The organism is Williamsia herbipolensis (assembly GCF_036153515.1).
In the GTDB taxonomy this organism is placed as follows: Bacteria; Actinomycetota; Actinomycetes; order Mycobacteriales; family Mycobacteriaceae; genus Williamsia_A; species Williamsia_A herbipolensis.
In genome coordinates this window covers 2,282,091-2,296,739 of sequence record NZ_CP108021.1, presented here as the reverse complement: position 1 = coordinate 2,296,739, position 14,649 = coordinate 2,282,091, and the positions used below count along the sequence as shown (strand labels likewise).

Here is a 14,649-nt window from a genome sequence, read left to right as displayed (position 1 = left end):
CTGTTGGGTTGGCGACCAACGAGATTCGCCTTGTACAGTCGCGGTTCATGAGGATGACTGTCTTCGGGTGCGGCTATCTCGGTGCCACCCACGCCGCCTGTATGGCCGAGCTGGGCCACGATGTCCTCGGTGTGGACGTCGACGCCGAGAAGGTCGCCATGCTGGCCCGCGGCGAGGTGCCGTTCTATGAGCCGGGGTTGCCGGAGGTGCTCGCCCGCAGCCTCGAGTCGGGTCGGCTGCATTTCACGACCGACTTCGACGAGGCGGCTGCGTTCGCCGACGTCCACTTCCTCGGTGTCGGTACCCCGCAGAAGCGTGGTGAGTACGCCGCCGATCTGAAGTACGTGTTCTCGGTGGTCGATGAACTCGCGGCGCGTCTGACGGGCTCGCACCTGCTGATCGGCAAGTCGACGGTGCCCGTCGGTACGTCGGTGGAGATCAAGAAGCGGATCGCGGCGACCGGTACCTCCGCCGACATCTCCGTCGCCTGGAACCCCGAGTTCCTGCGCGAGGGCTTCGCGGTCGCCGACACCCTGCGGCCCGACCGCATCGTGCTGGGGCTCGACCCCGACGGCGATCCCGACGCCGTCGTGGCGAAGGTGGAGGAGGTGTACGCACCGATCCTCGCGGCCGAAACTCCCTTCCTGCGTACCGATCTGGCGACCGCCGAGCTGGTGAAGGTGTCGGCGAACGCGTTCCTGGCCACCAAGATCTCGTTCATCAACGCGATGAGCGAGGTGTGCGAGGCCGCCGGCGCCGACGTGTCGACCCTCGCCGACGCGATCGGGTACGACCAGCGCATCGGACGCCGATTCCTCAACGCGGGCTTGGGTTTCGGTGGCGGATGTCTGCCCAAGGACATCCGGGCGTTCATGGCGCGTGCCGGTGAACTCGGTGCGTCGCAGGCGTTGACGTTCCTGCGTGAGGTCGACTCGATCAACATGCGGCGTCGCACGGCAATGGTGGAGTTGGCGACCGTGGCGTGCGGCGGGAGCCTCCTGGGGTCGAACATCGCGGTCCTCGGAGCGGCGTTCAAACCCGAGAGCGACGACGTGCGCGACTCACCCGCCCTCAACGTGGCGGGACAGCTCCAGCTCAAGGGCGCCGCGGTGAGCGTCTACGACCCGAAGGCGATGGCGAACTCGCGCAAGCTGTTCCCGACCCTGGACTACACCGACTCCGCGCGCGAGGCCTGCCACCTCGCCGACGCGGTGCTGGTGCTGACCGAGTGGGCGGAATTCCTCGAACTCAAGCCGGCCGATCTGGAACCGGTGGTGCGCAAGAAGGTGATCATCGACGGGCGGCGCTGCCTCGACCCGGCGGTGTGGATGAACGCCGGCTGGGAGTACCACGGCCTGGGCGGCACGCCGCGCGTCGTCGCCCCGTCGTCGCACACCCGCTGACCTCAGCTCCCGAGGTAGTCCTTCAGCTCTTCGGCCAGCGTGCGATCGAGCGCACGGTTGAGCGCGTTGTGCGCGGTCTTGGTGGCGACTGCACGCATCTCGGTGACGAGCACCGCGGCCCACTCCGACTCCTCGTCGCCGCGCGGGATCCATCCGTCGCCGCGCCGGGCCACGAACTCGTCGCGCGCCGCCGAGATGAGGGTCTGTGCGGCGCCGTCGAGGTTCTCGTCGAGCTTGCCGAACACCGTGACCAGCGAGCGCAGCGCGAGACCCAGCTCGATCAGTCGGCCCATGCCGTAGACGGTGTCGCGGTCGAGCAGGATGTAGTCGTCGCCGTCGCGCTCGATGAGGCCCAGATCGACCATCGCGGCGTAGTCGGCGGCCTCGGAGGAACCGAGTATCGACTCCAGTGCCTCGGCCGAGATCCGCTCGGTGGGCGTCTTCGCCCACGGCTCGGCGAGGATCTCCTCGATGCCGAGCACCTCGGCCAGGCCGTCGCCGCGCTGCATCCCGCGGATGAAATCGGCGATGTGCCGCGCGGTGAAGCCGCGCTTGAGGAGGTTGTTGATGAGCGTCAGACGGGCGAGATGATTGTCTGTGTAGATCGCGATCCGACCACGCTTCGCAGGACGGGGTAGCAGCCCCCGGTCCTGATAGCCACGCACGTTGCGCGTGGTCGTCCCGGCGGCGCGGGCCAGGTCGTCGATCCGATACTCAGTCATCAGCGCAGAAGCATACCGCCAGGTCGACCACTGCCATTTGCATTTGTCTCATGATCAAACGTGACATTGACAAGTGTAACCATCTGTGGTGATCTCGTCGGCGTGAGAAGCTCCCTCCGATCACGCGCCCTGGTCACCTCGACCGCGCTGTGGTTGCCGCCGCTCGCCGAGCGCGTCCCCGCCACGCCGCAGGGCGTGCGCTTCACCCGACGACTCGTCGCCACCACCATGCGACTCGGTGGGCGGGTGCCCGCCGGCACCCAGGTCGACCGGGTCCGGACCGCCACCGACGACGGGTCACCGGTCCGCGGCGAGTGGGTGCGCCACCGCCGCGTCACCGACACCCGCCGGGTCATCCTCTACGTCCACGGCTCGGCGTTCGCCATCTGCTCGGCGGCCACCCACCGCGCGCTCGTGGCGCGACTGTCGAAGGCGTCGGGGATCGCGGCGTTCAGCGTCGACTACCGCCTCGCCCCCGAGCATCTCTTCCCGGCCGCCGCCGACGACGTCGCCGCGGCCTACCGATGGCTGATCGCCACCGGACACGAACCCGCCGACATCGTCCTCGCAGGCGACTCCGCCGGTGGTCACCTCATCCTCGACCTGCTGGCCTGCAATGCCCGCGAGAACGCGCCCCAACCCGGCGCGGTGATGATGATGTCGCCGCTGTTCGATCTCACGCTGGCGCTGGCCGCCGAGCGCGAACGCGTACGCCGCGACCCGATGATCTCGGCGAACGCCGCGGCCCGCCTGGTCGGCCACTACACACGCGGCGCCGACCACGACGGCCCGCGACTGCGACTCGACCTGGCGAAGGGGTCGGTGTTGCCGCCGATGCTGGTGCAGGCCGGTGGAGCCGAGATGTTGAGCGCCGACGCGCGCAAGGTGGCCGAGGTGGTCACCGCGGCCGGCGGACGGTGCGAACTGCAGATCTGGCCCGGTCAGATGCACGTCTTCCAGGCCTTCGACCGCCTCATCCCCGAGGCCGACCGCGCCGTCGCCGCGGCCGCGGTCTTCCTCACCTCCGCGTTACGACGCGACCACTCGACCACCGGACACCGACGGAGTGCATGACATGAGTCCCCGAACCACCCCCCGCACGCGCCAGGCGCGCGCGGTCGTCACCGGCGCGGGCAGCGGCATCGGCCGCGCCTTCGCCCTCGAACTCGCCCGCCGCGGCGGCCAGGTCGTCTGCTCCGACATCGATCACGACCGCATCGCCGAGACCGTCGAGATGATCGAGCGCGCGGGGTCGGGAACGGCGCACGCGGTGTTCTGCGACGTCTCGCGCACCGACGACATCGACGCCCTCGCCGAGCGCGCCGAGGAACTGCTCGGCGGACCCACCTCGCTGATGATCAACAACGCCGGTGTCGGCATCGGCGGCAAGCCGGTGGGGGAGATCGGTCTCGAGGACTGGCAGTGGGCGCTGGGGATCAACCTCTGGGGCATGGTCTACGGCTCGGAGAAGTTCGTCCCGCAGCTGCGACGCGCGGGTCGCGGCGGGCTGATCAACGTCGCCTCGACCGCGGCGTTCTCCGCCGCCCCCGGTATGGCCGCCTACAACGTCGGCAAGGCCGGGGTGCTGGCCCTGTCGGAGACCATCGCCGCCGAACTCGGCGGGACGGGCCTCGCGGTCACCGTGCTGTGCCCGACATTCGTGAAGACCAACGTCGCCGTCGACGGCCGCATCACCGCCGAGGCCGGCCGCCTCGCCGGCACCCTCATGCGCTGGACCGGCTTGTCGCCCGAGCGGGTCGCCCGCGGCACCCTCGACGCCCACGACCGCGGGCAGCTCTACGTCGTCCCGCAGCTCGACGCCAAGGCCATCTGGGCCGCCAAACGTCATCTGCCCCGGACCTACACCGCCGGTGCGGGCCTGCTGAACCGTCTGCTGCCGGCGGTCGCCCCCACCACGGCGCCCACCGCGCTCGCGACACAACCGACATCCACGACCACCGCCCCAGGAGTGTGACCCGCATGGCCGACGATTCGACCACCAACCCCCGCGATCTCGTGGACTCACCCGTCTACGAGACGGTCATCATCGGTGCGGGATTCGCCGGCATCGGTACGGCGATCCGGCTGCAGCAGGCCGGCGTCGAGGACTTCGTGCTCATCGAGCGCGACACCCGACCGGGCGGCACCTGGCGCGACAACACCTACCCCGGTGCGGCGTGCGACATCCCGTCGCGGCTCTACTCGTTCTCGTTCGCGCCCAATCCCGATTGGTCACACACCTATTCGGGCAGCGAGGAGATCCTGCGCTACATCGACCGCATGGTCGCCGACCACGATCTCGACCGCCGTATCCGCTACCGGTCCACCGTGACCGGCGTCGTGTTCGACGAGCCCAACGGTGTGTGGGAGGTGGCCATCGCCGGTGCCGACCCCGTCTTCGCGCGCACGGTCGTCGTCGCGTCGGGTCCGCTGTCGACACCGGGGTACCCCGACATCCGCGGCATCGAGGAGTTCGCGGGCACGCGCATGCACAGCGCCGACTGGGACCACGACTACGACTTCACGGGCAAGAAGGTCGGTGTGATCGGTACCGGCGCCAGCGCGGTGCAGATCATCCCCGAACTGGTCGACCGCGCCGCGCAGGTCTCGGTGTTCCAGCGGACCCCCGGTTGGGTGCTGCCGCGACTCAACCCGGCGGTGAGCTCACGAACCCGCAAGGCCTACAAGCGGATCCCCCTCCTGCAGTCGGCCGCGCGCACAGCCTGGTACTGGGGGCACGAGTCGGTCGCGCTGGGCGTCGTGTGGAACTCGCCGCTCACCCGGGTCGTCGAGGCGGTCTCGAAGGCGAACATGCGTGCGCAGGTGAGCGATCCGTGGATGCGACGCCAGCTCACCCCCGACTTCCGCGCCGGGTGCAAGCGCCTGTTGATGACGAGCAAGTACTACCCCGCGCTGCAGAAGGACAACTGCCGCCTCATCACCTGGCCCATCGCCCGCATCAGCGAGCGCGGTGTGCGCACGGTGGAGGGTGTGGAGCACCAGTTCGACTGCCTGGTGTTCGCGACCGGCTTCGAGGTGTCCAAGCAGGGCTCACCGATCCCCATCACGGGTCGCGAGGGACGGGTGCTCGGCGACGAGTTCGCGCGCGGCGCCTACGCCTACCGGAGCTTCGCGGTCTCGGGATACCCGAACCTCTACTTCACCTTCGGCCCCAACTCCGGCCCCGGGCACAGCTCGGCCCTGGTCTACATGGAGGCCCAGATCGACGCGATCACGATGGCCGTCACCACCGTGCTGCGGCGAGGACTCGCGGTGCTCGACGTGCGGCGCGACGCCCAGGATCGGCACAACGCCGACATCCAGCGTCGCCTGACGAAGACCACCTGGAACTCCGGATGCAGCAGTTGGTATCTCACCGCCGACGGCTTCAACGCGACGATGTACCCGGGTTTCGCCACCCAGTACGTCGCACAGATGCGCGGGGTCGACCTGACACGGGACTTCACGGCGGTCGCCCTCGACGACCGCGCATCGCACGCCCGGGTGTCCCGCGTCTGAGTGATAATCTCGAACGCGATCGGCGCCGTGGGGATGGCGACGGTCGTGTCTCGGGGGGAAGATGTCCACTGCGCAACGCGCGCCGCATTCCGGTGCGGTCATGCTCGACGAGTCACTGCTGCACGAGGTGCAGCGGACGCTCGCCGCCTCGGGCATCACCGACTGCGCCGCATTCGTGCTGGTCGAACTCAACGAGGGTGGCCTGCGGACCGCCGTCGTCGACAGCTCGACCGGCGCGAGCCTCGTCGAGCGCGGTGACGGCAAACTGGGTCCCCGCATGCTCGATCTGTCGATGGCCGACCACCTGGTGCGGTCAGGTCGTGTCGAGCGTCCGGCGTCGTTCGAATGGGCGACCGAGCTGATCGACCTGATGCCCGACATCCGCGCACGGCTCGCGGTCACCGACGGCGCGTTCGCGATGGGCGCGCGCCACGTCGCGATGTTCCGCGTGTCGCGACGCGACTACTACGCGGGACTGCAGCCGCACCTGCTGGCAGCCCAGAGTCTGTGGCAGGCAGTGGCTCTCAACTCCGCACCGCCGGTCGGTGCCCTGGTCTTCATGCCCGAGCACGAGCAGTGGCCGGGGTTGTTCCCGACGCTGTCGCACCTCGCCCCGATACCGGCCGTCGCGCTGCGGGACCCCGGACCCGCGGCCGAGGTCCCCGCCATCGGTGCCCGGCGCCGCAGGGACGACGAATCGCCGGACGCCCCTGTCCCCGCCGCGCCCTCCCTCGACACCTCTGTCCCCGCGGCGCCTCCCCTCGACACCTCTGCCCTGGTCGAGCCGATGGCCCCCCTCCCGGAACCCGTCCCGGCATCCCCGATGCCGAGCCCGCCGCCGCCGGCCCCGGTCCCCGTCGCGGCGGTTCCCGCGGCGCCCCCGGGCCCGTTCACGGCGCCGGTGCCGCCGCCGATCGAGGTCCTACCCGCGCCGTCCGGACACCGCGGTCATGCGGTACAACAGGGCGATGACAGCCTCGTGCCGGGGGGCCGCATGCCGACCGGGACCTTTCTCCCGGACCCGTCCCCGTACGCGCTCGTCGGCGCGACCGGCGAACAGGACGTCTACCGTTCCGGCGATCTCGGCGAGCGGACACCGGCCACCGTGCAGGAAAATCGTGACGTGATGCATTCACCCGGCCCGCGGCACTACACGCCGCCCGCGCACCAGGTCCGCGCGACGACCGATGGATCCGGCGCAGACCACCGACGTGTCCTCGTCGGCGTCGCCGCGGTCATCGGGGCGGCCGTCGTCGGTGGACTCATCGTCGGACTGTCGTGGCTCGGCGGCGACGGCGACTCAGAGCGCCCGGCGGCCGCGGCGCAGGGCATGGTCGCCCAGACCTCGACGGTCCCGGTGAGCCCCGCGCCGACCTCGCGGCCACCGCTCGACACCCGTTCCGCCCAGGCCCCGCTGTTGCGCTACACCCCGCCGCCGCCGACCGTCGCCCAGCAGCAGACAGCGCAACGCAGCGCGCCGACCCGACGCGCGGCCCCGCCGCCGCCGCGTCGGCGCAGCATCCCCAACCCCATCCCGGGGTTGCCGCCCATCCTGTTGCCCTGACCGCCGGTACCGGGCCACGCCCACCGCTCAGCTCGGGGCGACACCCCGTTCGATGACGTCGAGGACGGATTCGTAGACGGCGTCGCGGTCGATCGGGATCGGTGACGACGCGTCGAGTTCCAGGCTCACCGCGCCGTGCACACACGACCACACCGACAGGGTGAGCTCGAACGGGTCGTCGGGCCGCACGATGCCCGACGCCTGTGAGTACCGGATGATCTCGGTGAGCGACGACAGCGCGAGCAGTCCGGCCTCGCCGCCGAGATCGCAGTCGGGCGAGAACATCAGCCGGTAGAGCGTCGGATTGTCCTGTGCGAAGCGGCGATACGCGCGACCCGACGCACGGAAGCGGGTGCGGGCGTCGGTGTCGACGACGGCGGTGAGATACGCGCGGAGGCGGTCGAACCCGTCGGAGACGATGGCGCCGAGCAGTCCGTCCTTGCCATCGAGGTGGTTGTAGACACCCATCGGTGCCACACCGGCCTCCGCGGCGACCGCGCGGACGGTGAGGCCCGCGACACCGTGCTCGACGAGAACGCGATGACCCGCGGCGATCAGTGCGGCCCGGACGTCTGCGGCCGGGGTCCTCTTGGCAGCCATCTTGACAGTCTACTAGAACGGTGTTCTTCTTAAATAGAACGCTGTACTACAACAGTGGCACGACGTACCAGGAGGTAGTCATGACCGATGCACTCTCGTCCCCGTCCACCGCGGTGGTCCCCGAACTCGACCGGGACCCGATCGCCACGATCGAATCGTCCCGCCGATGGTGGGCGCTGGGCGCACTGTGCCTGGCGACCCTGATGGTGATGATCGACAACACGATCGTGAACGTCGCGCTGCCGACCATCAGTCGTGATCTCTCCGCGAGCAACTCGGGGCTGCAGTGGGTGGTCGACGCCTACACCCTCGCGTTCGCCGGCCTGCTCATCACCGGCGGCCACCTCGGCGACCGCTTCGGGCGTCGGCGTGCCCTCCTCGTCGGCATCGCCGGCTTCGCGGTCGTGTCGGTGGTCGCCGCCGAGTCGACGTCGCTGTGGATGCTCATCGCGTCCCGCGTCGGTCTCGGTGTGTTCGCCGCTCTGGTGTTCCCGGCGACGCTGGCCCTGTTGACCGGCGTCTTCGCCGACGCGCGGGAACGCGCCGCGGCCTTCGGTGTGTGGGCGGCGACCACCGGCGTCGCGGTCGCGATCGGCCCGGTGCTCGGTGGGTGGCTGCTCGAGCACTACTCGTGGGCCTCGGTCTTCTGGGTCAACCTGCCGTTCGCCGCCCTGGTGAGCGTCGCCGTCGTGACCCTGGTGCCCGCGGGCGCGACGGCGCGGGAGTCGGGTGCGTTCGACGTGATCGGGCTCGCGCTGTCGGTCGCGGGCATGGGGTTGCTCATCTACTCGGTCATCGAGGGGCCCAACCACGGATGGACCGACGCCCGGACCCTCGGCGGCATCGTCGCGGCCCTGGTTCTGGTCGCCGTGTTCGTCCGGCGCGAATCCCGTTCCGCCCATCCGATTCTCGACGTCCGGGTGTTCCGGAACCGACAGTTCTCGGCGGCGTCGACGATGATCGCGCTGGCGTTCTTCGGGCTGTTCGGCTTCATCTTCCTCGTGACGCAGTACTTCCAGGCGGTGAAGGGTTACGGGACGCTGTCGGCAGGCCTGCACACCTTGCCGTTCGCCGTGGTGCTGGCCGTGGTCTCGCCGGTGGCGATGGTGCTCGTCCGGCGCCTCGGGGTCGCGGTGGTCTCCGCGACCGGCGCGGTGATGATGGCCGGTGGGTTCGCGCTGGTGGAGTCGGCCGGGATCACCAGCTCCTACTGGGGTCTCATCGTCTGGTCGATGAGCCTGATGGCCGCGGGCCTGGGCCTCATCTCCGGTCCGTGCACCCACGTGGTGATGAACGCATTGCCGCCGGCGCAGTCCGGCGCGGGTGCCGCGGTCAACGACACCACCCGCGAGTTCGGTGGCGCACTGGGTGTGGCGGTGCTGGGTTCGGCTCTGTCGAGCGTCTACGGCGCCGCGGTCGCCGATGCACCGACGCTGGCCGCGCTGCCCGAACCGGCCCGCGCCGCGGCCGAGACCTCGGTGATGGCCGGGGTCGAGGTGGCGCGCAGTGTGCCCGCGCAGTTCTCCGAGCCGGTCCTGGCGGCGGTGCGCGACGCCTTCGTCGACGGTCTGCACCAGTCGGTGTGGGTGGCCGTGGTGACGGTGCTCGTCGCCGCTCCGGTGTGCGGGTGGTTCCTGCGCGACCGCCCCGCTCCGTCTGTGTCTGCTACATCTCCAGCGTGAGATCGGTTCCGTCGCTGCGGGACACACAACTGAGCATCCAGCCCGCGGCCCGCTCGGGCTCGGTGAGAAGCGTGTCGCGGTGGTCGACCACGCCCTCGGTGACACGCACCCGACAGGTCCCGCAGAACCCCTGCTGGCACGAATACGGGACCGCCGGCCGGGTGCGCCGCAGCGCTGCGAGCGTCGACTCGGTGGCCGAGACCGGAACCCGCTCCCCGGTGGAGGCCAACGTCACCTCGAACGCGTGCCCGTCGAGAACGGGAGGGGGACTGAACCGTTCGAAGTGCAGCTCGGTGTCGTCGAGATCGCGCATCGCGGTGCGGATCGCCTCGAGCATCGGGACCGGCCCGCAGCAGTACACCGCGGTCTTCGGCGCGATCGGGCCGAGGAGCGCGTCGGCCGTCGGGATCCCGCCGTCGTCGTCGGTGCGGATGGTGACACGGTCTCCGTGGCTGCGCAGCGCCTCGATGAAGGGCAGCGAGTCGGCGCTGCGGCCGGTGTAGATCATCGACCAGTCGAGATCGAGCCGGTCGGCGGCGGCCACCATGGGCAGGATCGGTGTGATCCCGATACCGCCGGCGATGAACCTCAGCCGCTGTGCCGGGGACCCGCGGCCGGGCAGGGCCAGCGGGAAGGCGTTGCGCGGCCCCTTGATCTCCAGGGTGTCGCCGACGCGCAGGGTGTCGTGGACCTCGATCGACCCGCCGCCGCCGGTGGGGATGCGACGGACCGCGATGCGGTAGTGGGTGCGGTCGGTGGGATCGCCGCACAGCGAGTACTCCCGCATCCGCCCCGACGGCAACAGCAGGTCGAGGTGCGCGCCCGGGTACCAGGGGGTGAGCTCGCCGCCGTCGAGCGACTCGAACCGCAGCGACACCACGTTCTCGTCCTCGGCCACCACCGTGCGCTCGGTGATCCGCACCGTCGTGATGCCCGCGTCGGGCGGCGGGATGTGGGGTTCACGCATGAACCGCACGAAGAACGGGTATGCGCGGCTGAGGATCTCGACCGCCTTCATCGCCGGATCGTGGCGGTAGCGGCCGTAGAGGTGTGCCGGCGTCTGCTCGAGGTCGCCGACCTCCATGCGCCCGGCTCTCTCCCTATGCGCCGCGCGCTCGGAGCTCACCGCCCCGCGCCGCGTGCCGCCGGCGAGGCGGCGAGATAGGCGACGGCCTGTGCGGTGGAACCGATCTGGTCGGGATAGAACGTCGGCTTGAAGTAGCTGAACGTCGCGAACACGATCGACCGCAGCGTCGGCAGCACGCCGGCACGCGCACCGCGGGCGTACTCGGTCCACATCCGGCGGTAGGAGTACTTCTGGTACGGGTCGCTCTTGGCGATGAAGCGGCTGCCGCGGTGGATCAGCAGCAACAGACCCGACAGGGCCATGAACATCGCACGGCCGCGGCGGAGGTAGCCGTCGCCGAAGTAGGCGGCCACGTCGTGGGCCACGCAGCGGTGCTCGACCTCCTCGGCGCCGTGCCAGGTGAACAGATCGGTCATGGCCGGGTCCGAACCGTGTGCGCGCCAGGTGTTGTTGAGCGCGAAGTCACCGAGGATCGCGGTGTAGTGCTCGATGGCCGCGATCAGCCACAGCCGCTCCACGAGGTCCTTGCGCTGGGCGTCGGGGGTCCACGAGGTCTTGGGGGAGAGCACCTTCCGGAACAACCACTGCATCTGCCGCTGGAACGGCCGCGGATCGAGGCCGTGGCGGTCGAGGAAGTCCCACAGCACCTTGTCGTGGGCCTCGGCGTGCATGGCCTCCTGCCCGATGAACCCCCGCATGGTGGCGGCGAGCTCCTCGTCGGCGACGAGCGGCAACGCCTCGTTGTAGGTGGCGACGAACCACCGCTCGCCCTCGGGCAGCAGCAGGTTGAGCATGCTGATCACGTTGGACGCCATGGGGTGACCGGGGATCCAGTGCAGCGGCGTCTTCTCGAAGTCGAACGCCACGTCGCGTGCGTGCAGGGTGACGGGGCCCGGGTCGGCGTGGGGGTCGTGGGTGACCCGCGTGGACAGATCGGTCTGCGTGGAAAGGCTATTCATGGCGAACTCCTCTAGAACAACGACGTCCGCGCCATGCGGCGCGAGAGTGCGGGCAGGAATCGGTACACGCGGTACCCCACCGAGGCCTCGATGGTCACCGGGACGACGGCACGGTTGCGGGTGATGGCGTCGAGGATCTCCACCGCGACACGGTCCGGGGTGAAGCCACGGCGTCGGTACATGCCGTTCATCCGGTCGCGCAGTCGCTCCTGGTTGTCGCCGGTGGCGCCGGCGAACTCGGTCGCGGAGATGATGTTGGTGTCGACGATGCCGGGGCAGATCGCCGAGACACCGATGTGGTGTTCGGCGAGTTCGGCGCGCAACGACTCGCTGAGCAGCAGCACACCGGCCTTCGTGGCCGCGTACGCGCCGAGCCCGCGCTGCGGGGTGAACGCGGCGGCCGAGGCGAGGTTCACGATCTGGCCGCCGAGTCCGCGGGCGACCATCAGCCTGCCGAACTCGCGGCTACCGGTGGCCACGCTCACGAGGTTGATGTCGACGAGCCGTCGGATCTGGGCGTCGGTGGCGTCGAGAAGTGCACCCGCCAGACCGATCCCGGCGTTGTTGACGACGATGTCGGGGACACCGTGGGTCTCGGCGACGGTGGCGGCGAACCGGGCGAAGGCGTCGCTGTCGGCGACGTCGAGGGCATAGGCACGTGCTGTGCCGCCGGAGCCGGTGATCTCGTCGGCCGTCTTCTGCGCGGCACCGAGATCGATGTCGGCGATGACCACCTCGCCGCCCTCGGCGGCCAGCAGCAGGGCCGTCTCGCGGCCGATCCCGCTGCCACCGCCGGTGACGACGGACAGCGTCCCCTCGACCGCGCCGCGGGTGTCGCCGGTGACGCGTGCGCGGGCGACGGTCGCGCTCGGTTCCCCGCTGATGATGGACTCGATGAAGTCGACCGCGTTCTCGGCCAACAGCTCCGGGCGCGAATACGGCAGCCAGTGTCCGGTCGGCAGGTCGCGCCGCCACAGGCCGTCGGTGTAGCGCGGGGTGTTGTCGAAGATGGCGCTCCGCAGCGCGATGTCGCGGGTGTTGACGATCTCGAGGGTCGGTACCGTCGTCGACCGGGCGTCCGGCGAGAACAGGTGGGCGCGGATGTTGGCCCGGTAGTAGCGCAGGCCCGAGATCATGTCGTGGTGCAGCGTGGGGCCCACGGCGACGTCGCCGGGCGCGGTGCCCTCGACGCGGTGCAGGAACTGGCGCCACACCGGCGCCCATCCGAGGGCACCGAAGAACACCTTCGGCACGACGGGGAGCTGGAACATCACGGTGTAGGCCGACGACGCGATCTGTGACAGCGCCTGCCGCAGTGCCGTCGGGGTGGGGCGTGCGAGCTTCTCGCGCGCCCAGGTGCCGAGGTGGTCGAGGTTGGGACCCGAGACCGAGACGAACGAGGCGATCCGGTCGTCGGCGCCCGCGGTGGTCACCGCCTCCCACGTCTGCACCGAACCCCAGTCGTGGGCGACGACATGGGCGGGGACGTCGGAGACGGCGTCGATGACCGCGAACAGGTCCGCGGCGAGCTCGGCCAGCCGGTACGGCGCGTCGCCCGAGGGTGCGTCGCTCTCGCCGTAGCCGCGGGTGTCGTAGGCGACCACGTGGTACCGCCGGGCCAGGATCGGCGCCACGTGGGTCCACAGGTGGTGGGTGTCGGGCCACCCGTGGACCAGCACGACGGTCGGGGCGTCGGTGTCGCCGGCCTCGAAGACGGCCAGCTGCACACCGTCGCGGGTGACGGTGCGACGCCGCCACAGATCACGTTCGGATGACTCCACGGATCTGCACGTTACACCCAGTTACAGGTACTTGGGGCACGAATCGTGTTCGAGAACCCGCTAGCGCGGCGCTCCGCATCGTGCGAGGTAGCCGCGCAGATCGTTGTACGCGGGCTTCGGGCTGCCGTTGGAGTACCGGAGTCCGAAGTTCTGTTCGCGGTCGTAGACGTTCGGTCCGGTGTCGCGCAGCGAGTAGACGAACACGTTGCCGACATAGCCGAACTGACCGGCCCGGGCCACGCCGTGGACGATCATCGCCGACTGCGCCGCCGGGCTGACCGCGTTGGTGCCGGCACCGGTCGGCGCCCCGAACTCGGTGATCCAGATCGACTTGCGGGCGTCACCGCCGGCGACCATCGTCGCGCGGATCGCCGGGATCGCGTTGAAGTAGTTGTACGGGTTCGGCCGGGTGTCGGCGGGGTCGATGGGATAGCTGTACGGGTGCACCGACACGACGTCGAGGAACGGCGCCGCCCCCGAGCCGTACATGGCGCTGACGAAATCGACCGGGTTCATGTTGCCGCCGCCGTTACCCGCACCGGTGACACCACCCCCGACGATGAGCGCGCCGCCGTTCACGCGGCGGATGGCGGTGCTCGCCGCGGCGAGCAGCTGGACGTACCTGCCCGGGTCGACACGAGGCATGAAGAAGGCCTGCAGGTTCGGCTCGTTCCAGATCTCGTACGCCGACAACGCATTCCCGTAGTGCGAGGCCACGCGGGCGGCGAACGCGCCGAAGTCGGCGGGGTTCGCCGGCACCACCTTGTCGGAGTCGACCGGCGAGGCCGCGCGCGCCCATCGCGGTGTGTAGGCCACGATGCCGAGGACCTTGAGTCCCTGTGCGCGTGCGGCGTTCACCACCCGGTCGGTGGTGCCCCAGGTGAACACGCCGCGGTTGGCCTCGATCGAACTCCAGGCGATGTCGATGCGGGTCCAGGTCGCGCCGAGGGCACGCATCTGGGCGAACGTCTGGTTCAGGTCGGCGTCGGAGTAGCCGTAGACGGACGCGCCGGGGGACACACCCACGGAGGGTGCGCATCCGGCGGCGGTGGCGGCCGGGGCCGCGGCGGTGGTCGCGACACCGACGACCGTCGCCGCGGTCATCACCAGTCGCATCCACCGTGATCGAAGTGTGAGCTGCATCATGTCCTCGTGTCTGTCTTCGGAGATCGTGGTGTTCAGAAGTCGTTCGCCGCCGGCGTCGTCGGCGGTCGGTGCCGATACACGACTGGAGTGAACACCCCCTTCGCCAGCGTGCAGTAGCATGTGGATCGGTATGACCGATCGCCCTCGGGGAGGGGGCACGGGGAGCAACCGCTGGGGAGGCGTGTT

At 70.0% G+C, this 14,649-nt stretch carries 12 protein-coding genes; 6 read left to right on the top strand and 6 right to left on the bottom strand.

What is annotated here, in order from left to right; translation table 11 throughout:
• The first annotated feature begins 47 nt into the window (after positions 1–47).
• Complete coding sequence (locus OG579_RS10315; protein WP_045821361.1) at positions 48–1,403, top strand: UDP-glucose dehydrogenase family protein; 1,356 nt, start codon at positions 48–50, stop codon at positions 1,401–1,403.
• 2 nt (positions 1,404–1,405) lie between these two features.
• Here OG579_RS10315 and OG579_RS10310 read toward each other — a convergent pair whose 3' ends face one another.
• Entirely contained in the window at positions 1,406–2,125 is a 720-nt protein-coding gene (locus tag OG579_RS10310) for a MerR family transcriptional regulator (RefSeq protein ID WP_328859056.1), read from the bottom strand.
• Positions 2,126–2,227: 102 nt separating this feature from the next.
• Here OG579_RS10310 and OG579_RS10305 point away from each other — a divergent pair, with 102 nt between their 5' ends.
• From OG579_RS10305 to OG579_RS10290, 4 genes are all read left to right on the top strand, one after another.
• Entirely contained in the window at positions 2,228–3,199 is a 972-nt protein-coding gene (locus OG579_RS10305; RefSeq protein ID WP_328859055.1) for an alpha/beta hydrolase, read from the top strand.
• A 1-nt stretch (position 3,200) separates the two neighbouring features.
• Positions 3,201–4,100, top strand: a complete 900-nt coding sequence (locus tag OG579_RS10300) for an SDR family NAD(P)-dependent oxidoreductase (RefSeq protein ID WP_328859054.1) — start codon at positions 3,201–3,203, stop codon at positions 4,098–4,100.
• Positions 4,101–4,105: 5 nt separating this feature from the next.
• The gene (locus OG579_RS10295) at positions 4,106–5,644 is read left to right on the top strand and encodes a flavin-containing monooxygenase (protein WP_045821391.1); all 1,539 of its coding nucleotides are present in this window, start codon (positions 4,106–4,108) and stop codon (positions 5,642–5,644) included.
• A gap of 61 nt (positions 5,645–5,705) precedes the next feature.
• Positions 5,706–7,208, top strand: a complete 1,503-nt coding sequence (locus OG579_RS10290; protein WP_328859053.1) for a hypothetical protein — start codon at positions 5,706–5,708, stop codon at positions 7,206–7,208.
• Positions 7,209–7,235: 27 nt separating this feature from the next.
• On the opposite strand, the gene OG579_RS10285 is transcribed toward OG579_RS10290, so the two are convergent.
• Positions 7,236–7,808: a TetR/AcrR family transcriptional regulator gene (locus OG579_RS10285; protein ID WP_328859052.1), complete on the bottom strand. Its 573-nt coding sequence runs from the start codon at positions 7,806–7,808 to the stop codon at positions 7,236–7,238.
• 80 nt (positions 7,809–7,888) lie between these two features.
• Between OG579_RS10285 and OG579_RS10280 the strand changes: the two genes are divergently transcribed.
• A complete protein-coding gene (locus OG579_RS10280) occupies positions 7,889–9,490 on the top strand; it encodes an MFS transporter (protein WP_328859051.1) in 1,602 nt (533 codons plus the stop codon).
• On the opposite strand, the gene OG579_RS10275 is transcribed toward OG579_RS10280, so the two are convergent.
• Genes OG579_RS10275 through OG579_RS10260 form a run of 4 tightly spaced genes read right to left on the bottom strand, consistent with a single transcriptional unit; the run spans position 9,474 to position 14,463 of the window.
• A complete protein-coding gene (locus OG579_RS10275) occupies positions 9,474–10,574 on the bottom strand; it encodes a PDR/VanB family oxidoreductase (RefSeq protein ID WP_328859050.1) in 1,101 nt (366 codons plus the stop codon). The two genes, OG579_RS10280 and OG579_RS10275, sit on opposite strands and share 17 nt — an antisense overlap.
• A 38-nt stretch (positions 10,575–10,612) precedes the next feature.
• A complete protein-coding gene (locus tag OG579_RS10270; RefSeq protein ID WP_328859049.1) occupies positions 10,613–11,536 on the bottom strand; it encodes a metal-dependent hydrolase in 924 nt (307 codons plus the stop codon).
• 11 nt (positions 11,537–11,547) lie between these two features.
• Positions 11,548–13,317, bottom strand: a complete 1,770-nt coding sequence (locus OG579_RS10265; protein ID WP_328859048.1) for an SDR family oxidoreductase — start codon at positions 13,315–13,317, stop codon at positions 11,548–11,550.
• A 60-nt stretch (positions 13,318–13,377) separates the two neighbouring features.
• On the bottom strand, positions 13,378–14,463 hold the full coding sequence (locus OG579_RS10260) for a cellulase family glycosylhydrolase (RefSeq protein ID WP_328859047.1): 1,086 nt from the start codon (positions 14,461–14,463) through the stop codon (positions 13,378–13,380).
• Positions 14,464–14,649: the final 186 nt, after the last annotated feature.